Origin of the sequence: Clostridium acetobutylicum ATCC 824 (assembly GCF_000008765.1) — a bacterium.
Classification (GTDB): Bacteria; Bacillota; Clostridia; order Clostridiales; family Clostridiaceae; genus Clostridium_S; species Clostridium_S acetobutylicum.
Genome location: NC_003030.1, coordinates 3,792,768 through 3,809,785, shown reverse-complemented (window position 1 = coordinate 3,809,785; position 17,018 = coordinate 3,792,768). Strand labels below are relative to the sequence as shown.

General features: G+C 32.3%; 17 protein-coding genes and 1 riboswitch. Of the genes, 9 read left to right on the top strand and 8 right to left on the bottom strand.

From position 1 onward, the window contains the following. The first annotated feature begins 26 nt into the window (after nucleotides 1–26). Both CA_RS18560 and CA_RS18555 read left to right on the top strand, forming a co-directional pair. Nucleotides 27–953 carry a ketopantoate reductase family protein gene (locus tag CA_RS18560; RefSeq protein WP_010966870.1) on the top strand — a complete coding sequence of 309 codons (927 nt, stop codon included), beginning with the start codon at nucleotides 27–29 and terminating at the stop codon, nucleotides 951–953. Nucleotides 954–1,022: 69 nt separating this feature from the next. Beyond that, complete coding sequence (locus CA_RS18555) at nucleotides 1,023–1,631, top strand: TetR/AcrR family transcriptional regulator (RefSeq protein ID WP_010966869.1); 609 nt, start codon at nucleotides 1,023–1,025, stop codon at nucleotides 1,629–1,631. Nucleotides 1,632–1,715: 84 nt separating this feature from the next. Here CA_RS18555 and CA_RS18550 read toward each other — a convergent pair whose 3' ends face one another. The 6 genes from CA_RS18550 to dapA form a co-directional block, all read right to left on the bottom strand. Beyond that, a complete protein-coding gene (locus CA_RS18550; protein WP_010966868.1) occupies nucleotides 1,716–3,032 on the bottom strand; it encodes a gluconate:H+ symporter in 1,317 nt (438 codons plus the stop codon). 107 nt (nucleotides 3,033–3,139) lie between these two features. After that, nucleotides 3,140–4,858, bottom strand: a complete 1,719-nt coding sequence (ilvD, locus tag CA_RS18545) for a dihydroxy-acid dehydratase (protein ID WP_010966867.1) — start codon at nucleotides 4,856–4,858, stop codon at nucleotides 3,140–3,142. Between the two features lie 239 nt (nucleotides 4,859–5,097). Next, nucleotides 5,098–5,775, bottom strand: coding sequence for a FadR/GntR family transcriptional regulator (locus CA_RS18540; RefSeq protein WP_010966866.1), 678 nt, complete (start codon nucleotides 5,773–5,775; stop codon nucleotides 5,098–5,100). Between the two features lie 32 nt (nucleotides 5,776–5,807). Further along, nucleotides 5,808–6,299, bottom strand: coding sequence for an HD domain-containing protein (locus CA_RS18535; RefSeq protein ID WP_010966865.1), 492 nt, complete (start codon nucleotides 6,297–6,299; stop codon nucleotides 5,808–5,810). Between the two features lie 14 nt (nucleotides 6,300–6,313). Beyond that, nucleotides 6,314–6,922 (bottom strand): NUDIX hydrolase, encoded by a 609-nt coding sequence (locus CA_RS18530; protein WP_010966864.1) that lies wholly within the window; start codon nucleotides 6,920–6,922, stop codon nucleotides 6,314–6,316. A gap of 102 nt (nucleotides 6,923–7,024) precedes the next feature. Then, nucleotides 7,025–7,885 carry a 4-hydroxy-tetrahydrodipicolinate synthase gene (gene dapA / locus CA_RS18525; protein WP_010966863.1) on the bottom strand — a complete coding sequence of 287 codons (861 nt, stop codon included), beginning with the start codon at nucleotides 7,883–7,885 and terminating at the stop codon, nucleotides 7,025–7,027. A gap of 91 nt (nucleotides 7,886–7,976) precedes the next feature. After that, nucleotides 7,977–8,149: riboswitch (Lysine riboswitch) on the bottom strand. A gap of 356 nt (nucleotides 8,150–8,505) precedes the next feature. Here dapA and rbr3B (CA_RS18515) point away from each other — a divergent pair. Beyond that, nucleotides 8,506–9,051 (top strand): NADH peroxidase, encoded by a 546-nt coding sequence (rbr3B, locus tag CA_RS18515; RefSeq protein WP_010966861.1) that lies wholly within the window; start codon nucleotides 8,506–8,508, stop codon nucleotides 9,049–9,051. 74 nt (nucleotides 9,052–9,125) lie between these two features. Further along, a complete protein-coding gene (gene rbr3B, locus CA_RS18510) occupies nucleotides 9,126–9,671 on the top strand; it encodes an NADH peroxidase (protein WP_010966860.1) in 546 nt (181 codons plus the stop codon). Nucleotides 9,672–9,748: 77 nt separating this feature from the next. On the opposite strand, the gene pgsA is transcribed toward rbr3B (CA_RS18510), so the two are convergent. Continuing rightward, nucleotides 9,749–10,273: a CDP-diacylglycerol--glycerol-3-phosphate 3-phosphatidyltransferase gene (gene pgsA / locus CA_RS18505; RefSeq protein ID WP_010966859.1), complete on the bottom strand. Its 525-nt coding sequence runs from the start codon at nucleotides 10,271–10,273 to the stop codon at nucleotides 9,749–9,751. Between the two features lie 212 nt (nucleotides 10,274–10,485). Here pgsA and CA_RS18500 point away from each other — a divergent pair, with 212 nt between their 5' ends. The 5 genes from CA_RS18500 (at nucleotide 10,486) to CA_RS18480 (ending at nucleotide 15,724) form a co-directional block, all read left to right on the top strand. Next, the gene (locus CA_RS18500; RefSeq protein WP_010966858.1) at nucleotides 10,486–11,859 is read left to right on the top strand and encodes an NAD(P)/FAD-dependent oxidoreductase; all 1,374 of its coding nucleotides are present in this window, start codon (nucleotides 10,486–10,488) and stop codon (nucleotides 11,857–11,859) included. 92 nt (nucleotides 11,860–11,951) lie between these two features. Continuing rightward, nucleotides 11,952–13,148 (top strand): glycosyltransferase family 4 protein, encoded by a 1,197-nt coding sequence (locus tag CA_RS18495; RefSeq protein WP_010966857.1) that lies wholly within the window; start codon nucleotides 11,952–11,954, stop codon nucleotides 13,146–13,148. Nucleotides 13,149–13,268: 120 nt separating this feature from the next. Further along, complete coding sequence (locus tag CA_RS18490) at nucleotides 13,269–14,555, top strand: adenylosuccinate synthase (protein WP_010966856.1); 1,287 nt, start codon at nucleotides 13,269–13,271, stop codon at nucleotides 14,553–14,555. 148 nt (nucleotides 14,556–14,703) lie between these two features. After that, on the top strand, nucleotides 14,704–14,904 hold the full coding sequence (locus CA_RS18485; protein ID WP_010966855.1) for a DUF1858 domain-containing protein: 201 nt from the start codon (nucleotides 14,704–14,706) through the stop codon (nucleotides 14,902–14,904). 73 nt (nucleotides 14,905–14,977) lie between these two features. Continuing rightward, a complete protein-coding gene (locus CA_RS18480) occupies nucleotides 14,978–15,724 on the top strand; it encodes an acyl-[acyl-carrier-protein] thioesterase (protein ID WP_010966854.1) in 747 nt (248 codons plus the stop codon). Here the strand turns inward: CA_RS18480 and CA_RS18475 are convergent. After that, a complete protein-coding gene (locus tag CA_RS18475) occupies nucleotides 15,719–16,936 on the bottom strand; it encodes an NAD(P)/FAD-dependent oxidoreductase (protein WP_010966853.1) in 1,218 nt (405 codons plus the stop codon). The two genes, CA_RS18480 and CA_RS18475, sit on opposite strands and share 6 nt — an antisense overlap. Nucleotides 16,937–17,018 lie beyond the last annotated feature (82 nt).

Here is a 17,018-nt window from a genome sequence, read left to right as displayed (position 1 = left end):
TCGGTTTAATATTGGGAGGAAAGAATATGAAAATATTAATATTAGGTACAGGTGTTATTGGCACACTATATGCATATGCACTCTCAAAACATCATGATGTTACTCATTTTGTTAGAGAGGATAAGATGAAGGTTATGAATGGTAAGACGATACCTTATGACATTATAGATGAACGCAATGATAAAAAGAATATGAATACTGAAGGAGAATACACGTATAAATGCGTCACAGAAGTAACTGAAAACTATGATTTTATAATACTTCCAGTAAATACTTATCAATTAGAGGAGGCAATTAAGACATTAGTTAAGAAAGCATCTAACGCAAAGTTTTTAATCTTTACTTTGAATTGGGGAGGAACTTACGAAATAGATAAATTATTAAGAAAAGAACAATATATTATGGGCTATGCTGGAGGGGGTGGAACTTTTAAGGGAGATTTACTTTGGGCCAATATTGGTAATGATATATCCCTTGGAAGCGTATATGAAGTTCAAAAACCATTATTAGAAGTTGTAGTAAGAGCTTTTAAAGACTGCAGAATTGAACCTGAGATACCATCAAATATACTTCATTGGTTATGGGTGCATAATGTTGGCTCGGCCCCTCTTGGGGTTGGACTCTCAAAATATAATAACTTAGATGAGCTTTTAAAGGATAAAAAGTTAACAAAAATATGCTTTAGAGCTATGATTGAAGGGTACAAAATATGTGAAAGAAAAGGTGTCAATCTAAAAGATTATCCAGAAGTAAAAATGATGTCTATGCCATTTTTTCTGCTCTATCCAATGTTTAGACGTAACTTTAAGAAAAATCCAATAATGCAGCGATATACTGCGCATGCATTAAAAGCGATAGATGAAATGAAGGATAACTTTAAAGGAATGCTTAAAACAGGAAAAGATTTAAATATGAGTATTCCTAATATGGAAATGATAAGTAAATTACTTTAATAATTGACGTTAATTTTAATTTTTAATACAATCTAAGACAGATGGTTTATACAATGGAGGTAAAACGTCATGTCTAGAACAAATATAAATTTTAATAATAAAAGGACCGAATTGGCAAATAAAATATGGGATATATTTATTGCAAATGGTTATGAAAATACCACACTTGCATTTATAATTAATAAGTTAGGAATATCTAAAGGAGCTTTATATCATTACTTTTCTTCTAAAGAAGAGTGTGCAGATGCTGCAATAGAAAATAGAGTAGCTTTTTTTAGTAACGAGGTTTTAAAGGAAAGTGAAGAAGGGTTAAATTCTATAGAAAGATTAAAGAAAATACTCTTAGCGGGAATAAAAATTACTAGTGTTAACGAACAAGTTAAAGAAATCAACAGTCCATCAAATAAAATATTTCATCAAAAATTAATGGTGGCTATTATAAAATACTTTGCTCCCATTTATGCAGATATAATATCACAGGGTAATGAAGAGGGAGTTTTTAAGGTAAAGTATCCACTTGAAACAGCAGAAATTATATTAACGCTTTCACATTTTTATTTGGATGAGGATTTATTTAAGTGGAAAAAGGAGGATATGTCCTTGAAGTTAACTGCATTTAAAGAAACACTTATAAAGATTTTAGATGCAGATGAGGATACGTTTGATTTTATAAAGTAACTATAATGTAGGCTAAAAGCAAATGATTAAATATAAATTAAAAGCTTGTCCCTAGAGCTACCATACTCAGGAACAAGCTTTTATCTATCCAACCATATTTAAAGCTAAAACACCAATTAACCCCATAATTGAAATTATAGTTTCTAAAGTAGACCATGAAGCCATTGTTTCTCCTATGCTAAGTCCAAAATATTCTTTGAACATCCAGAAACCTGGATCGTTTACATGAGAGAAAATAAGACTACCTGCGCCAGTTGCTAAAACCATTAATGCTGGGTTTGCATGGGTTGAAGGAATAAGAGGAAGTACTATACCGGCAGTAGTCATAGCAGAAACAGTGGCAGAACCAAGAGATAATCTTAAAATTGCTGCAATCGCCCAAGCCAAGATTAGAGGAGATATATTACTTCCAACCATAATAGAAGCGATATATTTTCCAACACCACTGTCTATTAGTACTTGCTTGAAGGCACCACCTCCAGCTACTATTAAAAGGATCATTGCAATGGAACTTGCGGCTTCAGCTAAAGTTCTCATTATTTCTTCCATTTTCTTTCCGCGCATTATACCAAGAGTAAAGATAGCTACAATGATTGATATAAACATTGCCATCATAGGACTTCCAACGAATTCTGCAAAATGTCTTATAGGAGATGTTTTTGGTAGTGTGATTTCACAAACAGCTGAAAAGGCCATAAGAATAGGAGGAACAATAGCAGTTAATACGCTTAATGAGAAACTTGGCATTTCATCTTCATCAAAGACCTTAGTTTTAAAAAGGTTTTTTGAAGATTTATGATCAAAACGTTTTAAAAACTTAGTCAAAACAGGTCCTGCAACTATTACTGTAGGTATAGCTATTACAATTCCATATACAAGAGTCATGCTAATGCTTGCACCATATATTGTAGCTATTGCAACAGGTCCAGGGTGAGGAGGTAAAAATCCGTGAGTGACAGATAAAGCTGCAGCCATAGGAACGCCTATGTATAAAAGAGGAAGTTCTGTGAATTCAGCAATAGTAAAAACAAGAGGTATAAGTAGAACAAAACCTACCTCATAGAACATAGCAATGCCAACTATGAAACCCGTTAATACAACAGCCCATTGAATTTTTTTTACACCAAATTTATTAATTAAACTTCTAGAAATCCTTTGAGCAGCACCAGAATCAGCTATTAATTTTCCAAACATAGCACCAAAACCTAAAATTAGTGCCAAACTGCTTAAGGTGCTTCCAACACCGTTTTGAATTGAAGAAACAGCTTTTGCAGGATTCATACCTTCGGCGATACCAACAACCAAAGCTACAAGAATTAGGGATATGAATCCGTTTACTTTGAATTTAATCATAAGTAGTAATAGTAATGCGACGCCAATAACAACAATTAATAATGGCATATGTATTCCTCCTTAAATTTTGAAAATTCGCATAATTGTTTTATGTAAAGCTCACAATGATAGTTATTTGTAGCTATCATTGCAAGTTTAAAACATAAAGTTTTTTACTATTCCATGTATCCACCCTTCATAGGTGATGAAGCACATCTTGTATAAAGACCTAAAATGCCTTTAGTGTATCTAGGTGCTGGTTTTACCCAATTTTGGCTTCTTTCTTTTAATATATTTTCAATTTCTTTTTCACTTTTTTCTATTCCGTTTGTTCCTATTATGTCAAGCTTTCTTGCAGGAATATCTATTTTTATAAGGTCTCCTTCTTGAACAAAAGCTATTGGTCCACCTTCACTTGCTTCAGGAGAAACGTGACCTATAGCGGGACCACGAGTTGCACCTGAAAATCTTCCGTCAGTTATTAAAGCAGTTGAGTCTACTAATTCATGATCTGAGGCTATAGCTTCTGTAGTATAGAACATTTCAGGCATTCCAGAACCCTTTGGTCCTTCATATCTTACAAATACGGCATCGCCAGGCTTTATATTTTTAGTTAGAACAGACTTAATCGCATCTTCTTCACAATTAAACACCCTAGCTTTTAAGACAACCTGCATTAGTTTCTTTGATATTGCAGAATGCTTAACTACAGCGCCTCCTGGTGCAAGGTTACCTTTTAATATAGCTATGGCGCCTTGACTTTGAATAGGATTTTCTTTAGTTCTTATAACATCTTCCTTTTTTATTCCAAGTGAAGTTATTAGTTTATCATGTTCTTCGTAATATCCACTGTTTTTTAAATCCTCTAAATTTTCTCCTAAGGTTTTCCCTGTAACGGTCATAACATCTAAATGTAAAAACTCTTTAATTTCCTCCATTATTGCAGGAACTCCACCTGCATTCCAAAAGTATGAACCTGGATAAAAACCACTTGGCCTTATATTTAAAATGTATGGGATTTTTTTATGGATTTCGTCAAATAGTTCAGGTTCTATATCCATGCCAAGTTCATGGGCTATGGCAGGAATATGAAGAAGGCAATTGCTTGAACCTGCGATAGCGGCATGAACCATTATTGCGTTTTCAAAGGCTTTCTTAGTCATTATTTCTGATGGTTTTATATTTAGTTCAATAAGTTTGAGTATTTGTTTACCAGCATTTTTGGCTGCTAGCTTTAATTCCTTTGAGGTTACTGGTATTAGAGCTGTTCCAGGAAGAGCTATACCAAGGGCTTCAGACATAACCTGCATAGTGGAGGCTGTTCCCATAAATGAGCAGGCGCCACAACTAGGACATGCATTTTGTTTATAGTGTTCGTACTGCTCTTTCGTTATTTCTCCTCTTTCATATTGTGCATTATAGGTTCCGATTTGTTCTAAAGTAAGCATATTGGGACCAGCATTCATAATACCACCTGGGACTAGTATGGATGGCATATCAAGTCTAGCAATTGCCATTAAGTGAGCTGGAACAGCTTTATCACAGCTAGCTATGAATATACCTGCATCGAAAGGCGTTGCTTGTACGTGTATCTCCATAAGATTTGTCATTATATCTCTTGAAGCGAGAGAATAGTTCATGCCATCATGACCTTGAGTTTCACCGTCGCATATATCCGTAACAAAATACTTAGCCCCCCGTCCTCCATTGTCATCAATTGACTTGAAAGCTTCATCAACTAAAGTATCAAGATGGGCGCTTCCAGGATGACTATGACCAAAACTGCTTTCAATTATAATCTGTGCTTTATTCAATTCTTCAGATTTCCATCCTGAACCTAATCTAAGGGAATCAAGCTCAGGAGCCTTTTGTCTTATTTCCTGACTTTTTAACAATTAAATCACCTCATAATCTTAATCTGTATTACAACTTTAAGATAAAATATAATAATAAGCTACTTAACGCTGTAAAAATACATTATACTATTAAAGTTGTATTACAACTTTAATAGTATAATACAATGAAAACGTTTCTAAGTCAATAGAGTTTTAAAATTTAATTTTAAGTTATACTAAGATTAATAAGGTTATACTATTTAAATAATAAAAAAACCTAAAAAGCACATTTGCGCTTTTTAGGTTTGTAGTTTCTTTAGATCATTTATTGTTCTTTCTGCATGTCTTCTTGAATATATAAAGGCAAGTTCAGAATCTCTATTTTTTATAGCATCTAGAATAAATTTATGTTCACAGATACCACCTTTAGGACCCAATGTTTCGTATAATCCTCTTTGATGGTATTCAAGTATATTCATAAGAAGCTCATTTATTTTTATTATTAATGAATTTTTAGTACCTTCTGCTATTTTTGTGTGAAAATTTAAATCTTCCTTAGTGAACTTTTGTATATCATCTTTATAATTTTTCATATTATCATAGATTTTTTCAAGAGAAATTATAAGCTCATCATCACAGCGTTCAGCGCAGAGCTTAGCAGATTCTGGTTCTGTAATAAGTCTAAATTCCAATATTTCTAAATAGTTATCTCTATTTAAAATCAGCATTGGAAGTAAGCTATTTAAGTATACGGATGGACCTAAATCATTTATAAATGTGCCTCCACCTTTCTTCTTACTTACTATATTAAAAGCTGCTAATTTTTCAATAGCTTCTCTTACAGATACCCTACTTACATTTAAATCTTCAGCTAGTTTTGTTTCTGACATAATTTTTTGGCCAGGCTTCCATTCTCCACTAAAGATTTTTTCCTGGATTTTTTCTAGTACCTTGTCGCTTGTTCTACCATCTTCCATATTAATTTATCACCTCTGGATTTAATTTAGAATTATTTATACATGCTGTCTATGAGGGATACTCCAGTAGTGGTTTTGAAGTATTTTTTCTTAACTATATCGACATTATCCTTAGGAATGGAATCTTCGAATATATTTACAATGAAATCAGCCTCTATTAAAATTTGGTAATCCAAATTATCAATTTCAGTATAAGTATGATGATGACCTATAAGATAGCAAACCCTATTAACAAAGGTATCTTCTAAGTTAAACTTTTCTAAAAGGCTTTTGGCAACAGCGGGACCTTCTAATTCTTGATAGTTTCCGGCAGATGAATTGTATTTTCTTTCACTTTCCTTAATACCAATATCATGCAAAACAGCAGCAACCTCAAGAATTTTAAACATTTCTTCAGGTATATTTTCTAATTGACCTATTGTTTTTGAAAAGCTATAAACTTTTAAAGCATGGTTTATGCGTCGTACATCTCCATCAAAATATAATATCATTTCTTTAATAACATTACTTACAATATCAATCACAGTATAACCTCCTTCTATTTAAATAGTTTTTCGCCGAGTTCGGTGAAAGCTTGAAGAGTTATAAAAGCTCTCATATCCATTTTTACATCGTCATTTAATAATTTTTTTACTTCATTTTTAGAAAGAAGCATAACTTCTATATCTTCGTCATCTTCAAGATAATCTTTTGATAAGGTTCCACTGCAGGTGCAAAATATCATTGCTGCAGATTCATCAGTCATGCCAGCAGAGGCATAAACACGCTTTTTACTTTTTTCATAGTTTATATCCAAAAGTGTAAGGCCTGTTTCCTCTTTAAGCTCACGTCGAGCAGCTGCTTCAAAATCTTCACCTGCGTCTATAAGTCCTGCGGGAAGCTCATAAACATAGTCGTTTAAGGGTACTCTGAATTGTTTTATGCAGACTATTTTGTGTGTATCTTCATGAAAAGCTGCAATTATTGCCGCATCGGTTTTTTCAGCAGCACCATTAAGATATTGATCACTAAGAGCTTTGTAATCTTTCCTTGAAGCTACAGTCCAGTGTCTTGTATCTTGTTTTTTATTTTTGTATTCAATATCATAAAGACTTAGAAATTTTGTTTCTGCTAGAGGGGTTAATTTTTGTATTTTATTTTCTGTCATTATAATCACCTTCAATTTCAATTAAAATATTAAAAGTTATCCACTTTTATAAAAAAAAATCCACATTTATACCTCTTATTTTAGCATAAATGTGGATAACTATTATAAAAATTTATTTAACTTTTCTTTTAGATTTTCTGAGATAGGTACTAGAGGCAACCTTAAAGCTTCAGAAGCTATAACTCCTGTTTTTGAGAGACAGTACTTTATTGGTGCAGGATTTGGCTCTTCAAATAGCAGAGGAATCATGTTAGCTACTTGTTTCCAGATTTCTAGAGCAGATTTATAGTCATTTTGCTTAGATTTATTAAATACTTCAACGTATTTTTCAGTATTTAAGTGAGCGGATGCCATTATACCGCCATCTCCTCCAAGCATTAGTGTGCTGTAGAAGAAGGCATCTTCGCCAGTAAGTATTGAAAAGTTATCTGGACGATTTAATAAAAGCTCTGTGGTTTGAGTAAAATCACCACAAGCATCCTTTACTCCAACTATATTATCTAATTCAGAAAGCCTTCTTATAGTGTCATTTTCTATGTTTCTTCCGGTTCTGTAAGGTATATTGTATAATACTATATCTAAGGAAGTTGATTCAGATATTCTTTTAAAATGTTCGTATATTCCCCTTTGGTCAGGTCTATTATAATAAGGACATACTGATAAAATACCTTTAATATTATATTTATCAAGCATTTTGATATCCTTGGTCATTTTTTCGGTATTATTTCCGCCAAAACCAACATATATAGGAAGATTAAGTTCATTGCATTCAACAGTTTTTTCTAATATGCTTTGGTATTCATAATCTGATAATGTAGGAGTTTCGCCTGTGGTTGCAAGAGGCATAAAGCCAGCGACTCCTTTTTTTGAATAGTGCCTAATAAGTTTTTCATAAGAAGCTAAATCTACTTTGCCATCCTTAAAAGGAGTAATTAATGGTATTAAAACACCTTCGATTTTCATTTAATCCCTCTTTCCCTTACCAGGGGCTTTATTTGGTACAAAAAAATTAACAGCAAAGGAACACTTTGCTGTTGTTATAAACATCTCACGTGCACCTTGTAGCTCTCCACTATAAAAGAATAGTGACAGTTCTGCATATATTTTATACAAAACCAGAAAAAGTTCCTGCCGGAAATCCTTCTTCGGCTGCAATTCCTTTCTTTATCCCTCAAAGCTTGCCAGCTAAGAATAAATAATAATAACTACAGCACCTTTACCCTAGGTAAGAATTTAATTTTATCAATAGTTTATCATACATTAAATTAAGTTTCAACTTTAAAACAGTTTACAAGTTGATATAGTGAAATTTAGTAATATTTTTTATTAGTAAATAGTTTGTAAAGTGTGGCAATAAGCAGGGAAAAGGCTAAATATGTATTACCATATAAGCGATATATTACACATATTTAAAGAAAAAATTAGAAAAAATTTAAAAAAACTATTGCAAACAAATAATAATTATTATATAATAACAATTGTCAAGAGAAGTTAGCAAAATATGGAGAGCAAGTAATAAATATAATATATAAAACTAAAATACTATATAAATATATGAGAGAGATTAAAGGAGGAAATTAAAAATGAAAAAATTTAAATGTGTTGTTTGTGGATATATCTATACAGGAGAGGATGCTCCAGAAAAATGCCCTGTATGTGGTGCTGGAAAAGATAAATTTGTAGAAGTTAAAGACGAAGGCGAAGGCTGGGCAGATGAGCACAAAATAGGAGTTGCTAAGGGTGTAGATAAAGAAGTTCTTGAAGGCTTAAGAGCTAACTTTACAGGAGAATGCACAGAAGTTGGCATGTATCTTGCAATGGCAAGACAAGCAGATAGAGAAGGATACCCTGAAGTTGCAGAAGCATATAAGAGAATTGCATTTGAAGAAGCTGAACATGCTTCAAAGTTTGCTGAGCTTTTAGGAGAAGTTGTAGTAGCTGATACTAAGACAAATCTTCAAATGAGAGTTGATGCTGAAAAAGGAGCTTGCGAAGGAAAGAAAGAGCTTGCAACTTTAGCTAAAAAGCTTAACTATGATGCTATTCATGATACAGTACATGAAATGTGCAAAGATGAAGCTAGACACGGTTCTGCTTTCAGAGGTTTATTAAATAGATATTTTAAATAGAAAATAAGATTAGCAAAAATATAAGAGTGAAATGAAAATAGTTATGTGAAAGAGATTAAAGGAGGAAATTGAAAATGAAAAAATTTAAATGTGTTGTTTGTGGATATATCTATACAGGAGAGGATGCTCCAGAAAAATGCCCCGTATGTGGTGCTGGAAAAGATAAATTTGTAGAAGTTAAAGATGAAGGCGAAGGTTGGGCAGATGAGCATAAAATAGGAATTGCTAAGGGTGTAGATAAAGAAGTTCTTGAAGGCTTAAGAGCTAACTTTACAGGAGAATGCACAGAAGTTGGCATGTATCTTGCAATGGCAAGACAAGCAGATAGAGAAGGATACCCTGAAGTTGCAGAAGCATATAAGAGAATTGCATTTGAAGAAGCTGAACATGCTTCAAAGTTTGCTGAACTTTTAGGAGAAGTTGTAGTAGCTGATACTAAGACAAATCTTCAAATGAGAGTTGATGCTGAAAAAGGAGCTTGCGAAGGAAAGAAAGAGCTTGCAACTTTAGCTAAAAAGCTTAACTATGATGCTATTCATGATACAGTACATGAAATGTGCAAAGATGAAGCTAGACACGGTTCTGCTTTCAGAGGTTTATTAAACAGATATTTCAAATAGGAAATAATAATATATAAGTTAAAAGGTTTCTCTTGGAAAAGCAGTGAAAACTCGCTTCCTTTCCGTGAGAAACCTTTTTATTTGGTAGCATTTTGTCTGTATTTTGATAAAAAAATCAAAAAGTAATTTATATAGGCAACAACAGCACCAAGAATAGCTATGTATAATAGATAAGTTCCTAGGAACTTGCTAAATGTAAAAAACAAAATAGCAACATAAAAAATAAGGGTTGATAACTTACCCCATATATTAGCAGGAATAATTATGTTTTTACCGTAGAGAAATACACCTATTATAATCATAGAAAATTCTTTTGCTAGCATTATTAGCAATATTAATAATGGTATGTAGCCTTTTATAGTTAAACAACATAGAACTGTTAAGAGCATGAGTTTATCTGCTAGAGGATCCATTACAGTCCCATATTTAGTTATTTCATTAAATTTTCTTGCGATATATCCATCTAATATATCAGTAAAACCAGCTATAAAAAATATTATTGCCGAATTAATTAAAGAATCATTTGAACGAGAAAAAAAAGCAAATATAAAACACGGTATTAAAAAAAACCTGAAAAGGGTGAGTAAGTTTGGTATATTCATGTTTACCACCTCTTGCTAATATTTCTTAGAATATTATTTACATATACAAACTAAAATATGAGGATAAATACTTTTTATCACGAAATGAATAAAATTTCAATAGTTTATTACAAATAATAATGTTTAAATTCAACAAAAAGTTTATTTGACTACATTAAAGTGCTTTGTTAAGATGAAAGATAGAGGCATAAAATGGAGGGGGAAGATTATACATGAGTTATGATGTAATTATTGTAGGAGCTGGGGCAAGCGGTATTTTTACTGCATATGAATTAGTAAAGAAAAATCCGAAAGTTAATATATTAATGATAGAAAAGGGACATAGCTTAGAAAAAAGAAAGTGCCCTATTGATGGAAAGAAAATAAAAGCTTGTATAAATTGCAGCGTATGTAATATTATGAATGGTTACGGAGGAGCAGGAAGCTTATCCGATGGTAAATATAACATAACAAATAATTTTGGGGGAGATCTTCACAAGTATGTAGGAGCAGAAGAAGCAATAGACTTAATGAACTATGTTGACAGCGTTCTATGTAGTATGGGGGGAGAAGATGCTAAGCTATATTCAACTGAAAATTCTAAACTAAAGGCAAAGGCTCTCCAATATGACTTGCATTTACTTGATGCAAAGGTAAGACATTTAGGAACAGATAGAAATCTTATTATAATGGCAAACATTTTTGATTTTTTAAAGGATAAAATGGATATAATCTTTGATACAGAGGTTTTAAATATATATAAAGGTGATGAATTATTTAATATTGAGACTTCTAATAAGACCTTTAGTTCTAAGGAGCTTATTTTAGCTACAGGGCGTTCTGGATCTAAATGGATATCTGATATGTGTGCTAAGGTTGGAATAAAAACCAAAAGTAATAGGGTGGATATAGGAGTTCGTGTAGAACTTCCTGCAGAAGTGTTTTCACATATAACAGATGCTGTTTACGAGAGCAAAATAGTTTATAAAACAAAGAAGTATAATGATATGGTAAGAACATTTTGTATGAACCCTTATGGTGAGGTTGTTAATGAAAACACAAATGGAATAATAACAGTTAACGGCCATAGTTATGCTAATCCAGAACTTCGCACAGAAAATACTAACTTTGCGTTATTAGTAACGAATAATTTTACTGAACCTTTTGAGGATAGCAATGAATACGGTGCATCTATTGCGAGGCTGAGTAATATGCTTGGAGGAGGTGTGCTTGTTCAGAGATTTGGTGATTTAGTTAATGGAAGAAGAACCAATGAACATAGGATGGAGAAGAGTTTTACAACCCCAACTCTTAAGGCTACTCCTGGCGATTTAGGGCTAGTCATTCCTAAAAGACAGTTAGACGACATAATAGAAATGATATATGCATTAAATAATATTGCACCAGGAACAGCAAATGAGGATACTCTTCTTTACGGAGTAGAAGTTAAGTTTTATAATTCTAAAGTGGAAGTAGATAAGAATCTAGAAACAAAGATTAAGGGATTATATATTTTAGGAGATGGTTCGGGGGTTACGCACTCACTATCCCAAGCTGCAGCAAGTGGCGTTTATATAGCAAGAATACTTGCTGAGAAGTATAGGTAAAATAAAAATAAGGTATAGTTATAGTACGTAATTCTTAAAACATATTTCTAAAACATACCACTTCATATATTAAAGCTAAAATGGAGGGTAAAATGAAGATTTTAATAACAACAGATGCTTATTACCCCATGATAAATGGAGTTGTGGTATCAACTAATAATTTATATAAGCAATTAAAAATGGCAGGGCACGATGTTAGAATTCTTACCTTGTCCTATAACGGAAGAGAATATATAGAGGGTGATATATACTATTTAAATTCCCACTTTGTAAAAGTATATCCAGATGCAAGAATAATGAAGCCATTTGGAAATAAAGTAATAAGTAAAATAGTAGAATGGTCACCTGAGATTATACACTCGCAGACAGAATTTTCTACAATGTTAGTTGCTAAATATATAAAGAGAAAGCTTGATATACCTCAGGTTCATACTTATCACACAATGTACGAAGATTATCTTAAATACTTTTTAGGTGGTAAGGTTATACGTAAAGGTACAATGGCTAAATTGTTGAAAATTTTATTAAATACCTTCGACGAAATCATAGCTCCAACTGAAAAGGTAAAGAATGTTCTTAGAGAGTACGAGGTCTATAAAGATATAAAGATTGTACCAACAGGAATAGATATAAAATCTTTTCAAAAGGAGTTATCAAGTAAAGAGAGAGAAAAAATTTTAAATCATTACGGATGGAAAACTAAAGATAAGATTTTAGTTTATGTTGGAAGGGTAGCGGAAGAAAAAAATATAGATGAAATAATAAATTTATTTAAGAAGGGCTTAAATGAATTGAAGGATATTAAGCTCCTCATAGTTGGTGGAGGGCCATATCTTTCACAGCTGAAAGAGCTTGTTTCAAGGTACGGAATAGAAGATATTGTGAAGTTTACAGGGATGGTTGATAGTGATCAAGTGTATAAATATTATAAAATGGGAATTGCATTTGTAACTGCATCTCAAAGTGAAACACAAGGATTAACTTATATAGAAGCGCTTGCGAGCGGATGTCCAGTTATATGCAAATGGGATCCATGCATTAAGAATTTAATTGTAAATGGGGTTACTGGATTTGCATATACGGATACAAGTGAGTTTGTAAAGGCAGTAGAGAGTTTAAAATCAAATGAAATACTAAGAAGAAAAATTATATCTAATGCAAAACAAAAGTCGTGTGAATATTCTACGGAGAACTTTGGAAAAAGCGTTATGGATATTTATAACAAGGTACTATTAGGAAGGAATGTAAAAAAGAGAAATTTAGTGCAAATCATACGAACAATATTCTAGTAATAAGCAATAATATTCGAATTTTTGCTTCGAAAATAAAGACAAATTACTTTTTTTATGGTATATTAGTTTTGGTAATTTTCTATAGCAATTTTTAAATTATGAAAGTGAGGAGTTTTTATGTCAGCATTTATTGTTTTAGGCGCCCAGTGGGGAGATGAAGGAAAAGGTAAGATGACAGATTATCTTGCACAAGGAGCTGACGTGGTTGTTAGATTTCAAGGTGGTAATAACGCAGGACATACCGTTGAAGTAGAAGATAAGAAGTATAAACTTCACTTAATACCATCTGGAATATTATATAAAAATAAAGTTAATGTAATTGGAAATGGTGTTGTTCTAGATCCAAAAGCTATGTTTGAAGAAGTAGAGTATCTTAAGGGAATGGGAGTAGAAGTAACTCCTGAAAATCTAATTGTGAGTGATAGAGCACATTTAATAATGCCTTATCATAGAGCACTAGATGGAGCAAGCGAAAAACATAGAGGAAAAAATGATATAGGAACAACTGGTAAAGGTATAGGACCTTGTTATACAGACAAAGCTGAAAGATCAGGAATAAGAGTATGTGATTTACTTCATCCTGAAGTATTTAAGGAAAAGTTAAAATCAAATTTAGAAATAAAGAATGCTATAATTACTAAAGTATATGGTATGGATGCATTTGACTATAATGAAATATGTGAAGAATACCTTGCATTTGGTGAGAAATTAAAACCATTTGTTAAGGATACCTCTGTTATAGTTTATAATGAAATAAAGAATGGTAAGAAGGTTTTATTTGAAGGTGCTCAAGGAAATCTTCTTGATATAGATTACGGAACTTATCCATATGTTACATCATCAAATACCATAGGAGGAGGAGTTTGCCCAGGAGCAGCAATAGGACCTACTATGATAACTAGTGCAGTGGGAATAGCTAAAGCGTACACAACTAGAGTTGGTAAAGGACCTTTCCCTACAGAACTTCTTGATGAAATGGGAGATAGGATAAGAGAAGCAGGATTTGAGTATGGAGTAACCACTGGAAGAGCAAGAAGATGTGGATGGCTTGATACTGTTATATTAAAGCAAGCAGCTAGGGTTTCCGGACTTACAAGTTTTGCAATGACAAAAATTGATACACTTGCAGGAATAGATAAGGTAAAAGTGTGTATAGGATATGATTTTAATGGTAAGACTATAGATTATATTCCAGCTAGCCTTGAAGACTTAGCTTTATGCAAACCTATATACGAGGAGTTTGATGGTTGGGATGAAAGTGTAGCTGATGCTAGAAGTTATGATGAGCTTCCTCTTAATGCAAAGAAATATCTAAAGAGGATAGAAGAGCTTACAGAAACTAAAATATCAATAGTTTCTGTTGGACCAGAAAGAAATCATACTATTGAAGTTTCAGACATATAAATAACAATACATCATTTAGAATTTATGGATAAAAAATCTTTTGACAACAGGGGAAACTAATGTATAATTAAAACATAGATAATTAATAATCATAATCAATTAGGATTACTTATCTATATTACTATAGAACGAAAAGAGGTAGATGCAAGTGGTAACTAAGGATATGACTATTGGCGAAGTTATACAGAAAAATCCCGGTGCAGCTGAAATACTTATGAGTTTCGGAATGGGATGCGTTTGCTGTCCTTCAGCTCTTGGTGAAACAATTGAAGAAGCTGCAATGGTTCATGGTATAGATGCTGATGAAATAATAAAAAGCTTAAATTACAGTAAAGAAGAAAATAACTAATAATGTTATTAAAAAAGTACCGTCATGTGTTTTCTGATGGTACTTTTTAATTTATATAGTAGAGGTGATATTATTGTCAAAGGTTGTTACTAAAAGAAATTATGATACCCATATTTACGAAGTAGACTTTAAAGGGAAGGCAACTATTACGTCGATAATGAGTTACTTAGAAGATATAGCTACCTATCAAACAGATAATCTTGGTATGAGTGTACAATATCTAATAGATAATAAGCTTGCATGGGTAGTATATAAGTGGGAGATTCATATGGACAAGTATCCAGAACTTGGTGATACAATTGAGGTGGCTACTATACCTTATTCCATAAGGAAATTCTATGCTTATAGAAAATATGAGCTATTTAACAAAGGAGAAAAAATAGGATATGCTAATTCTTTATGGTTTTTAATTGACACAGAGAGAAGAAGACCTTGTAGAGTAACAGAAGAGATATATAAAATATATAACCTCACAGAGGAAGATGATGAGCAAATTCCTTTTGAGAAGCTAAGTAAACCTAAAGAAGTAAGTTTTGAAAATAGATTTAAGGTAAGATACAGTGATATAGATACTAATAGGCATGTGAATAATGTAAAGTATGTATCTTGGGTTCTTGAAAATATACCTTTGGAGGTTATGAAGGATTATGAAATTTCAGATTTGAAGGTTATGTATCAAAAGGAAACTGCCTACGGAGAAACGATTGATATAGTAACAGAAATGAAAAAAAGTGAAGGAAAATGCTCTTTCAATCACTTAATAACTAATTCTCAAGGTGAAAATTTAACTTTAATAAAGACTGATTTTATTAAATCATAAGCATTTTCCAGCGATGTATCCGGAGCTCCATGCCCATTGAAGATTAAAGCCGCCGCAATCTCCGTCTACATCGAGTACTTCTCCACAAAAATATAAGCCTGGTACAAGTTTTGACTCAAGAGTTATATTATTTACTTCAACAGTATCAACTCCACCAGCAGTTACTTGTGAGTTTGAGTAGGAATTTGTACCACACACTTTGAAACTCCAACATTTTAAATAATTAAATATATTTTCTTTTTCTTCCCAAGTTAAATCAAAGCAGTATTTGTGAATATCTATTATTCCGCATTGTTTTAAAAGAATTGGGATCATTTTTTTATTTATAATACCTATAAAAGAATCGTAAACACTTCTATAAGAAAATGTACCCCAATGATTTTCTAGAAAGGCCTTAAGGCTATCCCTGGAGTAATGGGGAAGCATATCTACTTCTATTTTAACCTCTTTCTTTTCTTCAACTGCATATGAGGCTATTCTACTCAGTTGAAGTATTGGAGGGCCAGATATTCCGTAATCAGTAAATAGAATTTCACCAAATTCGCATCTTTTTTCTTCACCATCAACTAGTATTTTTATGTTACCGTCAAATTTTATACCAGACAAAGCTCTAAGGCTTTTAAAGTCTAATTTAAGCTGTACAAGAGCTGGAACTGTCTTTATTAATCTATGACCTAAAGAAGCAGCTAAAGTCATTCCTAAGCCATCAGAACCTGTTTTAGGAGCAGACATTCCACCAGCTGCTAATATGACTTTGTCGGCAAAGTATTCAGCACCGTCTGAAGAAATTATTTTAAAGGAGCTTTTATTTCGTATTATTTTAGTTATTTTAGAATTTGTAATAACTTCAATATCTCTTTCATCCAATGCAATTCTAAGAATGTCTAAAACAGAAGAAGCTTGAAGAGATAAAGGATACATCTTTCCACCTTCAAGAGATATTAGTGGAAGACCTAGCATTTCAAAAAAACTTATGGTGTTTTCCGCTGTAAACTCATTAATAACATGTTCAAAGAAATTTGGATTATTGCTGTGGTATCGTTTCGTTATAATATTTTCATTGGTTATATTGCATCTTCCGTTTCCAGTAGTTAATATCTTTTTTCCAATTCTATCGTTTCGCTCTAATATAGAAACCTCATAGCCTAAATCTTTAGCAGAAATTGCTGCCATTATTCCAGATGCACCGCCGCCAATTACAATAACCTTCATAAAAACACTCCTTAACTAATCTATTACATTTAAAAACATATATATTTTACATCAAAACAAACATTAAAGCTATATATCAGTA